Below are 19,210 nucleotides of genomic sequence, written 5' to 3' on the forward strand. Positions count from 1 at the left end.
TTAATATGAACCAGCGTGTTTATAGGCTCTGCCTAAATAGGCAATAATGTCACCCGCAGCAAGACTTTCGGTACTTTCGGTTTGTAAGGCTAAATCGGCGGCTAATCCGTGCAGGTAAACACCAACAATACAAGCATCAATAGATTCATAGCCCTGTGCTCTTAGTGCTGTTATAATCCCCGTAAGCACATCGCCGCTGCCTCCCGTGGCCATGCCGGGGTTTCCGGTACTGTTAAAATATACCTCTCCATTAGGTGCGGCAATGGATGTATGTGTGCCTTTAAGTACAATTGTTACTTTGTGCTTCTGAGCTGCCTCAGTTTGTTTTTTCAAACGTTCCCATGCTGATTTACTTTCGCCAAACATACGGTCAAACTCTTTGGGATGCGGCGTGAGTATTGCCCCTTCGGGGAGCTTTACCTTTTTACGTTCGGCAAAATTGAGCGACAGGCAGTTAAGCGCGTCAGCATCCAATACTAACTTCTTACTATCAACGGTAGCAAAAAAGTCATCCAAGGCATCGCGGGTAGTTATTTGTGTCCCCATACCCGGGCCTATTCCGATAGCGGTATAAGCATCGGTATTTGTGGGCATAAAATCCAGTAAGTCTTCTTTTTGAATGGTTTCTGTCATGGCTTCGGGCACGGCGGTTTGCATTGGAGTATACGCACAACGTGGGACAAACGCAGTGGTAAGCCCCGCCCCTGCTTTAATGCAAGCTTTTGTTGCCAGTAGCATCGCACCTGCTTTGCCCATTGACCCACCGATTAACAATGCGTGTCCGTAGGTGCCCTTGTGTGAAAACCGATTACGTGTTTTTAGTAAGCGTAACACCAAAGTGCTATCTACCCAATAGTACTGACTTTGGGTGTTCACTGCATAGTCTTTAGATAAACCAATATCAGTAACTACAAGGCTGCCAACGTATTTACCCGTCTCGGGCAATAAAAATGACTGCTTGGGCACTTGAAAGGTAATCGTGTGATTTGCATGGATAACCTCTTTATAATCAGCAGTATTATCTACCCAATCAGCAGGCAGACCGCTAGGTAGATCAATCGCTACTTTAGTATTTGAAAAATTGTTGATGTGCCTTACTAGTTGAGCCGCGACTCCTTCTAATGGACGTTTAAGCCCCGTGCCGAAAAGCGCATCTATAATAATGCTTTCTGTTTGAATTTCAGGGAAATCTTTTTGTGCAGATACTTCAACAACAATTACTGTTGTTTCCTTTAAGCGTTTAAGATTGGTTTCAAAATCAGGAGAGCCTTTTTCAGTAGATTTTAATACGTAAACAGTGATGTTTTTACTCTCTTTGGATAACATCCGTGCAATGGCCAAGCCATCACCCCCATTATTGCCCATACCGCAAAACACCTCAAAGTGAGTATTTTGTGAAAAATGACCGATTAGCCACCTTACACATTTTACGGCTGCCCGTTCCATTAAATCAATAGAAGCAATGGGTTCATTGGTTATGGTGTATTCATCCCAAGCCCTGATTTGTTCTGCGGTATATAATTTCATTAAAACATATTTAAAAGATAAAACCTAAAAGCCCCATCCGGTTTCATATAAACTTTACATCCTTCGCTATTGCTGTCTAAGCCTATCTCATATCCTAAAACTGTTTTCTTTAAACTACCGAATTTATTGAATGTAAAGGGGTTTTCTGTAAGGTTTATAAACCATTCAGGACTCACTTTTCCGGTCTTGGTAAAACCAATACCCGTACTTTTATTTAACTCATCGTAGTACAAAACAACTGTCCCGCCATCAATCAATAGCGAATCTTTTGAAGTAACTCTCTCATTTATTTCTACTTGAGCACCATAATAAGGACCGGCCATAAAGATCCCGACCGCTGATGCAAATACACTATCTACCCTGCAAAGGCTTTTAAAATTCTCAGTAATACTGTCTATTACAATGTCTTTGCGGCTATATGCCGTGCTAAATTTTTGATTGACGATTAGATTATAAGCCTCCACTAAAAGGGTATACTCCTCGTTGTCGTTAAGTCTACCACATCTTGAATGGAAGAATCTAATCTTGTTTACAAAAAATGGGACAACAAAGAATGTACTTCCTGATTCATCAGGAGGAAACTTTTCAATTTCCTGTTTAAAGTTTTTTAGTTTCTCTTTGTTTATCTCAGTTGTATCTAATTTAAAATCACTACTATCACCAAAAGCAAACATCTCAGCAATAGGCATGCAATTATCCGCAACAATTTTGTTGGTAGTGCATGAGAAAAATGCAGGTACCACTAATACAAGTAGTAGTAACCAAACACTATCAATTCTTCTTTTCAATATCAACATTCTTAAGTATTAAACTGTTCATAGCGTTGTTTTTAAGCCCTTTAACCCATGGTTGCACCAAGCGTAATGATTGAGCATAATACAACGGTAAAACAGGGCTGTAATGCTTTACAATGCTATCCATTGCCCTGTAGTTTTGCCAACGGAGCGTGTCGTTGGTTTGTGTAAGGCTCATTTCATAGAGTTTATCGTACTCCTGATTAACAAAACGGGTATAGTTAGGACCATTGGGGGCTTTGTTTTTGCTATAGAACAACGATAGGTAGTTTTCAGCATCGGGATAGTCGGCTATCCAACTGCCCCTGAAAAACTGTAACCTTCCTTTTGATACCGAACTGCGGTGCGAAGGACCGGGTGTAACCTCAATCTCGGCCTGTATTCCTATTTCCTTTAGCTGCTTTTGCATGAACGCGGCGATATCAGCAAAGTTTTTGTTGGTGTTGATAACCAATACAGGTAATCCTTTACCATTGGGATATCCCGCTTTTGCAAGCAGCTCCCTTGCTTCGGTAAGGTTGTACTGAACGTTTTGGGTTTGCAGACTACCCGCCAATGCAGGCGGAACACAACCACCGTTGGCCGGTAAACCGATGTTGTTACGCAAAAACATCATCATCTTTTCCCTATCAATGGCTTTACTGATGGCTTTGCGAACCAATATATTGTGCCAAGGCAAGTCCTCGCGAGCATTATCGATGGTATCCATCAAAAAGCCCATGTATTCTACATTCAAATAGGGGTTTACCTCTAACCTGAAACGGTTTTGGTAATTGGGTTTCAGTTGACCGTTTTTAGTAAGCAATTCATCTTTATAACTACCTTCTAAACCGTCAAAAAAATCCAGCTTACCTTGCACAAACTCCATAAAGGCGGTTTGTTTGTTCTCAATAAAGTTCACTTCCACAGCATCCAAATAGGGTAATCGCTTGCCCTTATCCATTTCAAAGTAGTTAGGATTCTTCTCCAGCACCAGTTTCACACCCTCTTCCCATAGTTTAAACCGAAACGGCCCCGTTCCCACTGGGTTAGACCTAAACTCTTTGCCATACATCTCTACAGCCTCTTTAGGCACAACGTAACAATAAGGCATTGAAAGCATGGTAATGAACGGCGGAAATGCTTTGGTTAACTTAATTATGAATACCGAGTCATTTTTGATTATAAAAGGTTGGTATTCATTATCAATAAACCGTTTTACATCAATCTTATTATTAAGTATCCAAGCACCTGTACTTGCGGTTTCAGGATTGATAATCCGGCCTAAGCTATAGGCAACATCATTGGCGGTAACTTTTCTGCCTTTTCCATTTGTAAAACATTTATTATCATGAAAATAAACATCAGTTCTTAAATAAAAAGTATAGGTTTTACCACTATCGCTTATCTCCCACCTTTTAGCAATGGCAGGCTGTACTTTTAAATCACTGTCAAGCTGCACCAATCCGTTGTACAACTGGCTCACTCCCCAAATAATGAATTCATCTCTGGCATAGGCCGGATCGAGTGTGGATAAACCCGTATCAACATTATACCTAAACACTTTCCGAGGCTGGTCCGACTGTCCACTTTTGCAGGCTATGAACAAAAAAAGTATGTGTATAAGTATTGAAAACTTGCCCTTTGCTGTGAATAAATAAGCATAGGGTAAGGCGTATTTTTGTAGTTCAGTAGCTTTCATAACTGTGGTGTTGCCACATTGCGAAGCTACTTTTTTAATCTAAAATAGGAACACACAGAATGGCAAAAATTATTTCGATAGTGAACCAGAAAGGTGGTGTGGGCAAAACCACAACAGCTATTAACCTTTCGGCCAGTTTAGCTGCTTTGGAAAAGAAGGTATTGCTGGTGGACGGTGACCCTCAGGCCAACTCTACTTCAGGGCTTGGTTTTGACCCCACCATTATAAAAACAGGTTTGTACGAGTGCATTATCCACGATATGGCACCTAAAGAGGTGATATTGAAAACGGATATTGACTACTTAGACCTGCTTCCGTCAAACATTGACCTTGTGGGTGCGGAGATTGAGATTGTTGATTTACCCAACCGCGAGCGCATGATGAAGCGTGTTTTTGAGAAAATACGCCCCGATTATGATTTTATCATTATCGACTGTTCTCCTTCGCTGGGTTTGATTACCACCAACTCGTTAACTGCCTCTGATTCGGTGATTATCCCCGTACAATGTGAGTTTTTTGCATTGGAAGGCTTGGGTAAATTGTTGAATACGATAAAAATTATCCAGACACAACTAAACCCGAACCTTGAGATTGAAGGTATTTTGCTAACCATGTACGACAGCCGCTTACGTTTGAGCAATCAAGTGGTTGAAGAGGTGAAAATGCACTTCCAACAATTGGTATTTGATACCATTATACAACGTAACGCCCGTGTAAGCGAGGCTCCGGGTCATGGCAAACCTGTTATCCATTACGACGCAGAGAGCAAGGGTAGTATCAATTATTTGAACCTTGCCCGTGAGATTATGCAAAAGAACGGGTTGACCCGTATAGCCGAAGAAGATAAAATACTGAGCAACGAATAATGAGTACACCGAAGCGAAACGCATTGGGTAAAGGTTTATCGGCATTGCTGAAAAGTGATGACGTAGCCGCAGCCCTTGCAAGCCCGCGCGCAGGCGGGGGAATTTCAAATATTTTAATCAGCCAGATTGAGGCCAACCCTTTCCAGCCCCGTTTGCACTTTGACCAAGAGCAATTGGAAGAATTGGCCGAATCTATCAGGGTACACGGCGTAATACAGCCTATTACCGTTAGGCGCATCAACATTAACGAAGACCGCTATCAGATTATCAGCGGTGAACGCCGCACCAAGGCATCTATTTTGGCGGGCTTAACCAGCATACCTGCGTATGTAAGGGTGGCCAACGACCAAGAGATGTTGGAAATGGCTTTGATTGAAAATATTCAACGCCAAGACCTGAACTCGATAGAAGTGGCATTGAGCTACCAACGCTTAATGGATGAGTGCAACTTGAAACTTGACGAGGTTGGTGAGCGTGTAGGAAAGCAACGCAGCACGGTAAACAATTACCTGCGTTTGTTGCGCTTACCCGATGATATACAAGCCGGAATACGCGACAATAAGCTAAGCATGGGTCATGCCCGCGCTATTATAAACATTGAGGATGCCGACGAACAAATGCTGGTGTTTAACCGCATTATCGACGAGGGTTTATCAGTACGTGATACTGAGGAACTGGCAAGGCATACCAAAAATAACGCTGCACCTAAGACTACCGAAAAAGCGGCGCCTAAAAAAGTGGCTATTATGGGCTATGAAACCTACACCGGAAACCTAAGCGATAAGCTAAACGTGAAAGTGAAGCTGAAATCAAAAGGCAAAGGCAAAGGTGAACTGGTTATTCCGTTTGATAACGAAACAGAGCTTGCCCGTATTCTTGAATTACTATAAGTAACCTGTAAACTAATAAACAAAAAGGCGGGATCAACCCGCCTTTTTTATTGCATGCCGGTAAAGATTGTTATTTGTAAATAACCCGCTCGCTAAGTATAGTAGCACTGCCCCTCAGCACTATTAAATACGTGCCCCATTGCAGGTTTAGCGACGAAGCATTGAGCGGATACTCATACGTGCCTTTTTCAAGTTTTTGTGCGTTTAATAACGTGCCCAGCAGTTGGCCTTTCAGGTCAAATACCAATACGCTCACATTATCATCGTTGTAAGTAGTGCTTATTTTCACCGTAGCATCGGCACTAAAGGGGTTTGGGAACACGGTAAGTGTCCAAGGTCCGGGACTAACTGAACAGCCTGTTTGCCCTTTTATCGCGTCTCCTTGCACTTCGCGGTAGGCAAATAATACATTGTCTTGCTTTTTGCTGCTATCAGAGGCAATAACGTTCGTGTCTAACTTGTTAACGTTGTTTTTTATTTTGGTGATGTAAGCCATGCTTCCATAGGCTTCGCCTTTCATAAAAGCGCCGTCAAGGTATTGGGTAGGTATTTTAAGTCCTGCAAATGCCGAACCGGCAACGAATAGGTTATTGCAACCATCGTTGAACAAACGGTAGTAATGTGAGTTTTCAAACAACACCGATGTGGTACTCTTTACCCAACGGTAATTGCCTTTGGCATCGTAGCTGGCTACAATTAACGAGCTCCAACGACTGCGCAAGGTGTCGGTATGAAAATACGCGGGTTTATCGTAAGGATAGCCGTAACGGTAGGCTTCGTACTTGCCTAAACCGTATACATTGCCTTGATTATCGCTGGTTAGCGAAACAAAACCATTGCCGGTATTGCTTTGCAACCAAACCGTTTTGCCTGTTTTTGCCGCTAAAGCCATAATAAATGACCGCTTGGCCACAGCGGTATCGGCTTTATTTTCAAACACTTCGGCTTTAGTACCAATAACACCGCTCACATACACATTATCGTTTGAAGCCAGTAATGCAGTGATGTGACTGTTTCCGAACGACAGCTTGTGCCACAGGTATTTACCATCGGGGGCTAACGCCGTTATAAACGCAGCCGATGGCGGGTTGAATTGTGTATGCTCAGGTTTTGTCTCAAACTCTTCTTTTTTGCCGTTGGTAAACTCTATTCCGTAATTGCTTCTTCCCGCAAGAAAAATCGTACCGTTGGGAGCTTGCGTTAATTTAGAATCGTATATGGTACAGCAGCCTTTTGCCAAGTATTTAATGGGTTGCACCCAACTTACCGTGCCCATGCTATCCGTTTTGATAATTACGGTCGCTCCGGCGGTAAGGCCGCTAATGGTTGTTTTACCGATTGTGATTGATTTTTCAGATACAAACCCGCTCAGTATATTTCCGCCTTTTGCATCGGCCACAACGTTTTGTAACTCAACATCATTGTGAGAAAAAATGCGCGATAAACGTTTTAGTTTACCCGCTTTGGTAAAATCAACCTGAATAGTCCCTTCCCACTCTTCCCGCCACTGGTCCTGCAAAGCATCGTAATCTTTATCTGCATCATCACCAATTGTACTTGGTGTGGCTTCGTTTCGTTTGTAATCACCGTCCTCTAAAAACGACTCAAACGCCCAATCACTCACGTAATAATACCCTCCCGCATTCATAAAAAATGATACGTCGCCATTTTTGTTGCAGGTTAAAAAGGCTGTTTCGGCTACATAATCATTCCTTTGCCCAATAATAGACTTATGCCAATTAAGCTTCCCCTGCTTATTAAACTGAACGATTACCAACATAGCTGGGTTTCTTTTCTCTAAACGAAGCGTGTCGCCAAAGGCATCAAACACACAGTACATTTCTTCGTACTTCACGTGGTTTAATCCATTTGCCAGCCACGACAATGCCATTGTGATGTTTCCTTCGGCATCAGTAACGGCTGATAATGTCTCGGTTTGGGCTTTCCCCATACTGGCAGCCCATTCGAAATGCTGCGATTTGGCCGATATAACAATAGAAAGAGTACACAGTAAGCACAATAGTTTTTTCATGCAAAGTTGTTTTGGAGAGACTGTACACTCAAGTGAGTGATTAGTTCAAAACTAACACTTCTACCCGCATATTTCGCATGCTTTCTTCTAAGGTGCGGGCGTAGGGCATTACCATTTCGCTATTGCTCATGCCTCGGTAGCTCATACGTTCGGCTCTAATGCCGTTTGTAGTAAGATGATTGTAAACCGCAATCGCCCTGCGTAAAGAAAGGTCGTAAAACAAGAATTCATCCAACGGGGTCATAGGGGTGCGGTTTTTAGGATAGTTAATATGTCCCCTAATCTCAATGTTTATGGTACTATCGTGCTGCATAAACTTCAGCAGCTTTTCAAGCTCGTCGGCAGCCGTCGGTAAAAACTCATCCTTATTAGGTACAAAGTAAATTTTCTCATAACTGAGCCTGCGCTTAATGGTAAGTTTTTTGAGGTACGCATCCTGAATTATCGTTCCGCTTTTTTGATTAGCAGGAATAGTAATAAAATAATTTTCAGCACGATACCCATCAGCAGTTACATATACACTATAAGTCCTTTCGGCAATAGCCACCTGCTCGTATTCATCGGCTTGTTTGTAGGTTTTAATCTTATCCCTGTCTACCTCTCTGGGATTTTTAATAGTTACTGATATTGTGGCTTTTATGAGTTTTTTAGTCTCAGCATCGTAAATATGACCACCTAGTTTTATTTCGGCAGTTTGGCCATTAGTGGTAGATGTTACGCCTTTTCCGGCATACAAAGCCATTTCAACTTTACGGTTGAGTGCCCTAATGGAATCAGTAACCTTTGTTTGTTGGGCTAATTTCTCACCTTTTGATTCGATTTTAATAGTAGTAGCAGGTACGCCTTTGGTAATTAAGAACTCCTTAACAGCTTTGGCTCTATTAAACCCTAACTTTGAATTAAAGTTATCATTATCAATTAAATCAGTATGTCCTATTAATGTAATACTATACCCTTCTCCTTGGGCTTTTACAGCCTTGAGGAATGCCGTAAATGTTTTATTATCATCGGGACGTAAGTCGTATTTGCCGAATTCAAAATACACTTGCCGTGTGTACACAGGTTTGCCGTTCTGTGCCCAAAGCGGTACCCAAAGCAGTAACAGCATTATATGTACAACGATTCTCAATTCTTTTGTTCTTCTAATATCAATACCTCTACCCTTCGGTTTTGTTGCATTTCGCTTTCTTCATACGTCATCGGGAATTTCATCTCGGTATTTCCCACTCCTTTGTACGTTATCACATTGGCCGGCACGCCGTTTTCAACCAAATAATCATACACCGCCCGCGCCCTATCATACGATAGTTTGAAGTTGTGCTGCATCATCCCTGTATCGTTTTGGTTGTAATGATAAGGATAGTTTACGTGTCCGACTATCTCGATTGCACTCACCCCTGCTGATTTTGACCATGCCAACAACCTTTTAAGCTCAGGGTCCGACGATGGTAAAAACCGCGCCTCGTTGCCGTAAAAATATATCTTTTCAAAGCTTTTTTTGCTCTTTACCTTAGCTTTTTGAAGTTTAACAATGAAGACTTTTATGGCGTTTTTGTTCTGCTTTATAAAATCAGTGGTGAAGCTATAGGTGATGATGCGGGTGCGGTAGCCTTTTGCTGAGAATGATATTTCAAAGGCATCTCCACTCTTTATGAGTGTTCTGAAAGTAGAAGTATCCATCAATACCTGAGATGCTGCACTTATTTTATTAGTTACTAATAACTGCCCTTTGATAGTGACTCTGGTAGCTGAATCTACCATTACCACTTGCATGGTAGCACTTGCTGTGTCAGTTGTCGATGGCTTTTCTATTACAGTAGAAGTAATTTCAGTAGATTCTTTGAACAGCTGTATTTCAACCCTGCGGTTCAGCATTCGCAACGAGTCGGTTGAATTATCGTTTTTTACCGACTCCTCACCTTTGCTAAACAAGTGTATTTTAGTACTATCGGCACCGCGTTTTATCAAAAAGGCAGCTACTTCGCGCGCACGTTTCAACCCCAACTCGTAGTTATACTTGTTGTTGTCAACATTGTCGGTATGGCCTGTAAGATTAATGTAATACGGCTCTTTCTGGGCTTTAATTGCCTTTACTACGGTAAGTAATGTCTTTTCATCTTCAGCACGGATATCCCATTTATTAAACTCAAAAAACACCTGCTTACTATACAGGGGCTTAGGATTGGGCTGTGCAACCGCTGCGGTGATATTCAGCAGAAATAATATGAGTACTAATTTTGACAAAAGCAGGTCGTTATTCATACTAAAACGCATTAACGTATTGTTTAGTACTATAATCGTACTTGCATATATTTGATACAAAAAAATTAACAGGCATGGTTCCTTAGCTTCAAAATGTAGAAAATCTGCTTTTGTAAGTACCTAATTTATTGATTAGTACCCTATCAATGTGGTGATACTGGGTGTATATGCCGACAGTTTGTTTCTGCCGCCTAAAAATTCAAGCTCAATTAAAAAGCTAAACCCTGCTACAGTACCCCCCAGTTTGTGTATCAATTCGGCAGCAGCACCTGCTGTGCCTCCGGTAGCCATAAATCATCGTGAATCAATACCCTCGCTCCCGCTTCTATGGCATCTGTATGAGCTTCTATGGAAGCCGTGCCGTACTCAAGCGTATAATCATGACTTACAACATCATAAGGTAATTTCCCCTTCTTGCGAATGGGTATAAACGGAACGCCTAAACGCAAGGCCAACGGAAACCCGAACATAAATCCCCTGCTTTCAATAGCAGCTACCGCATCCACATTAAGTTTTGCACATTGCTCTGCCAAATAATCAAGCATTTCGCTACACAACTGTGGTTTTTGTAAAACGGGGGTAATGTCTTTAAATAGTATCCCAACTTCGGGAAAATCAGGCACATCCCTGATTACCGATTTGATTTGTTCCTGTAGTTCCATTGCGCTTTATTCGGGCTTTTCCAAAAATACACAATAGGTGGTATACCCTCCAAACCAAGATTGTGGAAAGCCGTATCAGATGGGTTCATATTTTCGCCGCGCTTTTTTTTAAAACACACATAATGAAAAAAACAACTCTCTTAGTGGGTACTTTGTGCTGCTTTAGCAGCCTTTTTGCCCAAAAAGACACTACTGTTTCAGTAGCAGAGGTAACGGTATCCGCCGCCCGCATTCAAGTCCCCTTGTCGCAGGCAGCGCACAGCATATCAGTTATCAGTGCGAAAGAAATCAGCAATCTGCCTGTTCAATCAGTAAGCGGATTGCTAAGCTATGTTGGCGGTATTGATGTTCGCCAACGAGGCCCCAACGGCTCACAAGCCGATATTGGTATGCGCGGCGGCAACTTTGACCAAACCCTTGTTTTGATTGACGGGGTGAAGGTGATTGACCCTCAAACCGGCCACCATTTGATGAACCTTCCGTTGAATGTGGACTACATTGAACGTATTGAGGTGATACGCAGCGGTGGTGCTAAAATTTACGGTGCTAATGCGTTTGGTGGAGTAATTAACATTGTAACTAAGAAAACTGAGGGCAAATCGGTTTCAGCAAAACTATTCGGGGGCGATTACGGTTTTGGCGGAGCGGATGTAAGCCTTGCTATGGGAAACTCGAAAACGCATCAAATGCTTACCGGTGGCTACACCCTTTCATCGGGCTACAGGCCGGGCAATGATTTTGGCAATGCCAGTTTGTTGTACAAACTATCTCACCAACTGAACGACAAAACAACTTTTGACTTTATGGCCAACGGCTCACAACGCAACATGGGTGCAGCCGGCTACTACGTTTTAAACTCAACCGAGTACGAAAAAACCAACACCTTGCTCACCTACGCAAAAGTGGGGTACAAACATAAAAACCTTACCCTAAACGGGTCGGTAAGCTGGCGTTATAACAACGACCATTACATCTACATTCGTCTAAAGCCCGAAACGTTTCAAAACCGCCACCATACCCACGTGCTAAATGCAGAAGTGCAAGGCACGTATCAATCAAAGCTGGGTATCACAGGTTTTGGAGTAGATGCCCGACAAGATGAAATATACAGCACCAATTTAGGCCAGCGTAAACGCAATTTCTACAACCTGCACCTTGAACACCACTTTAATGTGTACGGGTTTATTATCAATCCCGGTGTAAACGTTAACTACGTAAGCACCTACAACTGGCAGGCATTCCCCGGTATCGACGTATCAAAACAGTTTTTGCGCTACTTTACGGCTTACGCCAACACCAACAAAAGCTACCGCGTACCTACCTATACCGATTTGTACTACAAAGGCCCCAGCAACATCGGCAACCCCGATTTGAAGCCCGAACAAGCTTGGAACAGCGAAGCGGGCGTTAAATACGGTAAAGGTCGTTGGTTTGCACAAGCAGGTGTTTTTCACCGTCAATCGGACAACTTGATTGATTGGGTAAAAGAAACCCCGACAGCCGCCTACCAGCCCCAAAACTTCCACAAAGTTGTTTTTGAGGGAATAGAAGCCGAAGCATCGGTACAAAATGTCGGGCCTATAAAACAAATTACCATCAACTATACCGCCATTGAAGCCTCGCTGAAATTACCCGCGGGATATATCAGCCGTTACGCATTTAACTACATTAAAAATCAGTTACAAGCACGCTTTACAGTATCGCCTGTAAAAAATCTGTTTATTACCCCCGGCTACCGCTATACCGAACGTTTGAACATGGGTGCCTACCACTTGTTGGATGCCCGTGCCGAATACAAAATGGGTAAACACAGCGTGTTTGTTGATGTAAACAACATCACAGCAACTAAATACACCGAAGCGGGCTTTGTGCCCATGCCCGGCCGTTGGGTTTGGGGCGGTGTAAAGATTAATTTGATGTAATAAGGGGTTTGAAAACCCCCGCTCTTACAATTACCATCTTGTGAAGGACTTAAGTCCTTCACAAGAGGTAATCACAAAAGCGACAGGTTTTAACCTGTCGTGGCAAAACAATAAAACTCACTTCCGAGGCAGCAACAAATTGTGTCTTAATGCCTTTGCTGCTTTTATCGCATTCTAATACGTTGTATAAGTTGAGTTAGTTCCATTAAATTCTTAACATTGCATTGTGCCGCAGTTTTTAGACACTTCTATTGAATACCTTAAAGGCATCGGGCCTCAAAAAGCCGATACCCTAAAGAAAGAACTGGGCATATTTACCTACGGCGATTTATTAAACCACTTCCCCTTCCGTTATGTCGACCGCAGCCACATCTATAAAATCGGTGAGCTGAAAGGCGATTTTGCCCACATACAGGTAAAAGGCAGGTTTTCATCCTTTACTACTGAAGGTGAGAAACAAGCCAAGCGATTGAAAGCCTTGTTTACGGACGGTACGGGCTTTATGGAAGTAGTATGGTTTAAAGGCATTAACTGGATTGAAAAATACGTGCGACCCGGCAAGGAGTACGTGTTGTTTGGCAAACCCAACGAGTTTATGGGCAAGCTAAACATCGTTCACCCCGAACTGGAAGACGCTTCGGAGTTTTTGGCCGAAGGGAACGCAGGATTTCAGCCGGTGTACAGCACTACCGAGATACTTAAACGGAAGGGATTGGACAGCAGGGGGCTTATGAAGGCCATTAAAGTACTGATGAATGACCGTGCGTTTAAAATGGAGGAAATATTGCCGCCCGATATTCTCTCTGAATTCAGGCTAATTGACCGACATACGGCGTTTCAAAACATCCACTTCCCCACTAACGATAACGACCAACGGAAAGCCCAATTCAGGCTGAAATTTGAAGAGCTTTTCTTTTTACAACTGAAAATGCTGCGCATACGCGGAATGCGTCGTAAAGATGTGCCCGGTATTGTGTTTAGCAAGGTGGGGCATTATTTTAATACGTTTTATAACGAAGTATTGCCGTTTGACCTTACCAATGCCCAAAAACGGGTAGTAAAAGAAATACGGCAGGATATGGGCAGCGGCAAGCAAATGAACCGACTGCTGCAAGGCGATGTAGGCAGCGGCAAAACCGTAGTTGGGTTTATGTGCATGCTGATAGCCATTGATAACGGCACACAAGCCTGCATGATGGCACCTACTGAAATATTAGCGCAGCAGCATTATAACAACATCCGCAAGTTTGCCGAAGATTTGGGACTGAATACCGCCCTGCTAACGGGCAGTACACCACAAAAAGCCCGCAAAGAGATGCTGGCCGCCCTTGAAAACGGCACCCTGCACATATTGGTAGGTACCCACGCTTTGATTGAAGACAAAGTGAAGTTTAACAACTTAGGTCTTACCATTATTGATGAGCAACACCGTTTTGGCGTGCAGCAACGTGCAAAATTGTGGAACAAAAGCCTCAGTATGCCCCACGTATTGGTAATGACAGCAACACCCATTCCCCGAACGCTGGCTATGACTGTCTACGGTGATTTGGACACCAGTATTATTGATGAAATGCCCGTGGGGCGTAAGCCCATTAACACTGCCCACCGATACGACAACAACCGTTTGCGGGTGTTTGGGTTTATTGAAGAAGAAATTGCCAAAGGCCGCCAAGCCTACATTGTATACCCCTTGATCGAAGAAAGCGAAAAGCTGGATTATAAAAACCTGATGGACGGTTTTGAATCGGTTACAAGGGCGTTTCCGGCACCAAAATACCAAGTGAGCATTGTACACGGGCAAATGAAACCCGATGCCAAAGAGTTTGAAATGCAGCGGTTTAAGCGCGGCGAAACTCAAATAATGGTTGCCACTACTGTTATTGAAGTGGGTGTAGACGTACCCAACGCCAGCGTGATGGTAATTGAAAGTGCCGAACGTTTCGGGCTAAGTCAGTTGCACCAGTTACGCGGACGTGTGGGGCGCGGTGCAGAACAAAGCTATTGCATTTTGATGACCAGTCACAAACTTAGTCACGATGCCCGTAAACGCTTAGAAACCATGGTACGCACTACCAATGGTTTTGAGATTGCCGAAGTGGATTTGCAACTGCGCGGCCCCGGTGACATTGAAGGTGTGCGCCAAAGCGGTATTGCCGATTTGAAACTTACCGACCTGAGTACTGATAAAGAGCTGGTAACCATTACTCGCCACTCAGCCGAAAAGCTGATAGAAGCCGATATGCACCTGCAACTACCCCAACACCGCCCCTTGCTTCATTTCTTGCAAAGCCGCCGCAAAGACGGGGTGAATTGGAGCAGGGTGAGTTAATCCTACTAAGTCGATTAATGTTGACATCTTGAATTCTTGTTATTTCTACTGCGCTTATTATTAGTTATTTTTATCCAAAAATTGCTTTCATGCGCAAAGAAATTGATTTATACAAAAGTGATGCTATTAGTATCATTGATGAAGACAAACTCGGACGAACGTCATTTATAAATGTTGTTGCTGACTTTATTAATAGCCAAGCAACCGAAGTAAACAAGGACGGTAAAATTGAATATCGTAATTTAAAAGACCCTCTAACAATAGGCATTTATGGAAAATGGGGATATGGTAAAACGAGCATTATCCGTTGTGTAGAAAATAAACTAAAACACTCTTTTTATACAGCCCAGTTCAATCCTTGGATGTATAACAATGAGGATGATTTGGTTAAGCATTTGTTTGAGACTCTTGTCGCATCTATAAGCGGAACCAGTGATGCAAGGAAAAGAAAAAAATTGGTTAAGGGGATTGCAAAATACCTTCTTCATTTTACTAAAGGCATTAAGGCTGATATAAAGTTGGGAGGTTTTTTATCGCATATACAAACAACACTTGGTGTTAATTTACAAAGCATTAGTGAAGCTGCGTTAAAAGACATTGACAAAAAAGAAACCGTATACCACGTTAAAGAACAAATAAATGATGTTTTAAGGTCTTTAGCGAATCCAATTGTAGTGTTTATTGACGATATCGATAGATTAAGTAAAAGCGAAGTGTATATGCTTTTCAAAACTGTTCGGCTAATTGCGGATTTCAAAAACATCATTTACGTGCTATCCTTTGATGATGAAATGGTGGCAAAATCTATTAAAGATAACTTCGCGGGAGGCTCTGATTATGATGGGTTTCATTACATAGAAAAAATCATCGATGTACCCTTGCGTGTTCCACAAATTGACGGTCATTTGATGGATAACTATTTCAGAGAAAAATTAGGAATATCAAGCAATGTACTTATAACAAATTTCCATAGACAATTAAACATCATTACCCATTATTTATTCGATTGTCCACGTGATTGCATTAGGGTTGCAAATTCAGTTAATCTTATGAAATCTTTTCTTAAAGACAATATTGACTATGAGGATTTAATTCTAATTGAGTCCATTAGACTTAAAGCTCCACACCTTTTCTATTATCTAACAAGATATTATAACGACATCATCGTCAATAATGACCCTTTGTATTATGGAAACACGTATAATGTCCCAAAACAATTGGAATTAAAACTTGGCGTTGGGGGCATCACCAATAGAGCGATTTCAATGTGGCAATTCTTTTTCCGTCATTTATTACGAGTTGATATTATTAATAGCCTTAAAATTGAGATTCTGGATGATAATGGCCGCATATTGAAAGTTGAAGAATTTGATCAAAACTCCACACTACTTAATGATGGTAGCAACAGGCTATACAACCCCAAGGTACTTGAGCAATATCTAAAAACGACTCTATTTTTAGATTAGTCTAAAATTTATTTTATATTTGCCGCATGTTTAGTTTTACCGAAGAAAACTACCTGAAGGCAATCTTTAAACTTTCGCAGCGCGACGGTGGCAGCGAAGTTAGTACCAACGGTATTGCCGAAGAGCTTGAAACCAAAGCAGCATCGGTTACCGATATGTTGCGCAAACTATCGGAAAAAGGATTGGTGAACTACGAAAAGTACAAAGGCGTAACCCTCACCCCTGCCGGCAGGTACGTAGCGGTTACCATTATCCGTAAACACCGCTTGTGGGAAGTGTTTTTATGCAACAAACTAAAATTCAGGTGGGACGAAGTGCACGATGTAGCCGAACAACTGGAGCATATACAAAGCGATTTATTGATTGACCGCTTGGACGACTTTTTAGGTTACCCACAAAACGACCCGCACGGCGACCCTATCCCCAATAAAAAAGGAGAATTTCCTAAAGAAATGCAGATATGTGTGGCCGATGCAAAAGTGGGTACAAAATACACTATCAGCGGTGCCAGCGACGAAGACACCAGCTTTTTGAAATACTTGGATAAACTTGAAATTACCTTAGGACTGCCGTTTGAAGTAGAAGAACGTTTTGAGTTCGACGGTTCAATGTCGGTGAAAATATCGGGCAAACGCAGCCTGCAAATCAGCAAAGAAGTAGCACAACATCTTTTTGTAACCAAGGTATGACACAGCATACTACCTCAAAATCACTCAGCGAAGTACACGGAAGTGTGGCCGTGCCTCATAAACGCGGATTTTGGAAAACCCTATTGGCATTTTTAGGCCCCGCCTACTTGGTAAGCGTAGGCTATATGGATCCCGGCAACTGGGCCACTGATTTGGCAGGCGGCAGTCAGTTTGGCTACGCCCTAATTTGGGTGCTGCTGATGAGCAACCTGATGGCTATACTATTGCAAAGCCTTAGTGCCCGTTTGGGATTAGTAAGAGGGCTTGATTTGGCGCAGGCCAGCAGGCATACGTACCCCAAATTCATCAACATCCCCCTGTATATATTGGCCGAGGTAGCCATTGCCGCCTGTGATTTAGCCGAAGTAATCGGGATGGCCATAGGATTACAACTCTTGTTTAAAATCGACTTGCTTACAGGGGTAATTATCACCCTTGCCGATACCTTCTTACTGTTATTCCTCATTAACAAAGGCATACGCAAAATGGAAGCCTTTATCGTGAGCATGATTGCCATTATCGGGGTTTCGTTTTTTATCGAGATGCTGATAGTGAAACCCAACGCCTCCGAATTGGTACGCGGGTTTATCCCCTCATTGCCCAACAGCAGCGCATTGTACATTGCCATTGGTATTATAGGAGCTACGGTGATGCCGCACAACCTGTACCTACACTCATCGTTAGTACAAACCCGCAGGTTTAACCGTGCCGATGGCGGACTGAAAAAAGCCATACGTTTCAATTTTATTGATTCGGCGGTAGCCCTTAACCTTGCACTGTTTGTCAATGCGGCCATTCTTATTTTAGCAGCTGCGGCCTTTTACAAACGAGGCCTGCACGATGTAGCCGAGATACAAGACGCTCACTTACTGCTTACCAATATCTTCGGGACGGCTGCCCCTGCCCTGTTTGCCATTGCACTGATTGCCGCCGGACAAAGCAGTACCATTACAGGCACACTGGCCGGACAAATTGTAATGGAAGGATATTTGAACCTGCGCATCCGTCCTTGGTTGCGCCGAATACTTACCCGCTTAATCGCCATTATCCCCGCTGTTTTTACTATTGTATATTTTGGTGAAGCAGAGTTGGGTAAATTATTGATATTAAGTCAGGTAATACTAAGTTTACAATTAGGATTTGCCATCATTCCCCTTATCCATTTTGTGAGCGATAAAACCAAAATGGGCGAGTTTGTAATTAAGCCTTGGGTAAAAATTTCGGCATGGGTGGCAGCCGCCATTATCGTAGGATTGAACGTTAAACTGGTAATTAACGAACTAAACGGCTGGATAGAAAGCGCAGGCAGCAATGCTGTTTACATTTATTTATTTGTGCTGCCCTTAGTAATTGCAGCGGGTATTTTGCTGCTGTATATCACCTTTAGCCCGTTGTTTAAAACCGCTAAAACACTCAAAGCCACCGTACCGCACGGAAAAGCCCTTGAATTGGGTGATTTGCAACTGAAAACCTACAAGAACATTGCCGTTACCATTGATTTCTCAGACATGGATAAAGTGGCGATTGAAAACGCTATTTCGCAAGGCGGAAAAACAGCGGCTTACACCCTGATACACATTGTAGAAAGTGCGGGAGCCAGCGTAATGGGCGAAGACATTGAAGATTTGGAAACGGGCGAGGATATTAATAACCTGAACAGCTATTGCGCCCACCTGCAATCGCTGGGGTATAGTGCCGAAGTAAGCATTGGATATGGTAATCCAGCCAAAGCAATCTCAGAGATTGTAAACAACTCTGCCGCCGATTTAATTGTTATGGGCGGACACGGCCATAAAACGTTTAAAGACATTTTGTTTGGGGCTACCGTAGATACAGTGCGCCACAACGTTAAAATCCCCGTGTTGGTGGTAAGGAAGTAATCTCACCCCTAAATCCCCTAAAGGGGACTTTACGAACGACGAGCGTGTGCTGAGGTTTCCCTCCTTCGCTATAGCTTGTGAGGTTAGTAAAGAGGGGTGTTCAAACGGATTGCTTCAAAACCCAAAAGCGGTTTTTCGCAATGACGATAGGAGCGCAAGTGCGGTTGCCCTGAGCCTGTCGAAGGGTGCGGCTGCAATAGCTAAATTCTA

General features: G+C 42.8%; 13 protein-coding genes and 1 pseudogene. 7 read left to right on the top strand and 7 right to left on the bottom strand.

What is annotated here, in order from left to right:
• From F9K23_15630 to F9K23_15640, 3 genes are read right to left on the bottom strand one after another with little or no spacing between them, the layout of a single operon-like run.
• Positions 1–1,527 carry an NAD(P)H-hydrate dehydratase gene (locus F9K23_15630; protein ID KAB2913899.1) on the bottom strand — a complete coding sequence of 509 codons (1,527 nt, stop codon included), beginning with the start codon at positions 1,525–1,527 and terminating at the stop codon, positions 1–3.
• A complete protein-coding gene (locus F9K23_15635) occupies positions 1,527–2,315 on the bottom strand; it encodes a hypothetical protein (GenBank protein ID KAB2913900.1) in 789 nt (262 codons plus the stop codon). Before F9K23_15635 ends, F9K23_15630 begins: the two co-directional genes overlap by 1 nt.
• On the bottom strand, positions 2,299–4,002 hold the full coding sequence (locus tag F9K23_15640) for an ABC transporter substrate-binding protein (GenBank protein KAB2913901.1): 1,704 nt from the start codon (positions 4,000–4,002) through the stop codon (positions 2,299–2,301). Before F9K23_15640 ends, F9K23_15635 begins: the two co-directional genes overlap by 17 nt.
• Before the next feature lie 59 nt (positions 4,003–4,061).
• Between F9K23_15640 and F9K23_15645 the strand changes: the two genes are divergently transcribed.
• Positions 4,062–4,868 (top strand): ParA family protein, encoded by an 807-nt coding sequence (locus tag F9K23_15645; protein KAB2913902.1) that lies wholly within the window; start codon positions 4,062–4,064, stop codon positions 4,866–4,868.
• On the top strand, positions 4,865–5,758 hold the full coding sequence (locus F9K23_15650; GenBank protein KAB2913903.1) for a ParB/RepB/Spo0J family partition protein: 894 nt from the start codon (positions 4,865–4,867) through the stop codon (positions 5,756–5,758). The genes F9K23_15645 and F9K23_15650 overlap by 4 nt, the downstream gene beginning before the upstream one ends.
• A 70-nt stretch (positions 5,759–5,828) precedes the next feature.
• Here the strand turns inward: F9K23_15650 and F9K23_15655 are convergent, their stop codons facing one another.
• From F9K23_15655 to F9K23_15670, 4 genes and pseudogenes are all read right to left on the bottom strand, one after another.
• Complete coding sequence (locus F9K23_15655) at positions 5,829–7,790, bottom strand: T9SS type A sorting domain-containing protein (GenBank protein KAB2913904.1); 1,962 nt, start codon at positions 7,788–7,790, stop codon at positions 5,829–5,831.
• A gap of 40 nt (positions 7,791–7,830) precedes the next feature.
• Entirely contained in the window at positions 7,831–8,898 is a 1,068-nt protein-coding gene (locus F9K23_15660) for an OmpA family protein (GenBank protein ID KAB2913905.1), read from the bottom strand.
• Between the two features lie 17 nt (positions 8,899–8,915).
• Positions 8,916–10,064 carry an OmpA family protein gene (locus F9K23_15665; protein KAB2913906.1) on the bottom strand — a complete coding sequence of 383 codons (1,149 nt, stop codon included), beginning with the start codon at positions 10,062–10,064 and terminating at the stop codon, positions 8,916–8,918.
• 120 nt (positions 10,065–10,184) lie between these two features.
• A pseudogene (locus tag F9K23_15670) lies at positions 10,185–10,714 on the bottom strand (adenine phosphoribosyltransferase).
• A 122-nt stretch (positions 10,715–10,836) separates the two neighbouring features.
• On the opposite strand from F9K23_15670, the gene F9K23_15675 reads away from it, so the two are divergent.
• The 5 genes from F9K23_15675 to mntH all read left to right on the top strand — a co-directional run bounded on the left by F9K23_15675 (position 10,837) and on the right by mntH (position 19,000).
• Positions 10,837–12,636: a TonB-dependent receptor gene (locus F9K23_15675; protein ID KAB2913907.1), complete on the top strand. Its 1,800-nt coding sequence runs from the start codon at positions 10,837–10,839 to the stop codon at positions 12,634–12,636.
• 226 nt (positions 12,637–12,862) lie between these two features.
• The gene (recG, locus tag F9K23_15680; GenBank protein KAB2913908.1) at positions 12,863–14,965 is read left to right on the top strand and encodes an ATP-dependent DNA helicase RecG; all 2,103 of its coding nucleotides are present in this window, start codon (positions 12,863–12,865) and stop codon (positions 14,963–14,965) included.
• An 89-nt stretch (positions 14,966–15,054) separates the two neighbouring features.
• Positions 15,055–16,431: an AAA family ATPase gene (locus tag F9K23_15685; protein ID KAB2913909.1), complete on the top strand. Its 1,377-nt coding sequence runs from the start codon at positions 15,055–15,057 to the stop codon at positions 16,429–16,431.
• 26 nt (positions 16,432–16,457) lie between these two features.
• Complete coding sequence (locus F9K23_15690) at positions 16,458–17,120, top strand: metal-dependent transcriptional regulator (GenBank protein ID KAB2913910.1); 663 nt, start codon at positions 16,458–16,460, stop codon at positions 17,118–17,120.
• Complete coding sequence (gene mntH / locus F9K23_15695) at positions 17,117–19,000, top strand: Mn(2+) uptake NRAMP transporter MntH (GenBank protein ID KAB2913911.1); 1,884 nt, start codon at positions 17,117–17,119, stop codon at positions 18,998–19,000. Before F9K23_15690 ends, mntH begins: the two co-directional genes overlap by 4 nt.
• Positions 19,001–19,210 lie beyond the last annotated feature (210 nt).

This window comes from Bacteroidota bacterium (genome assembly GCA_008933805.1).
GTDB lineage: Bacteria > Bacteroidota > Bacteroidia > UBA8524 > UBA8524 > SB11.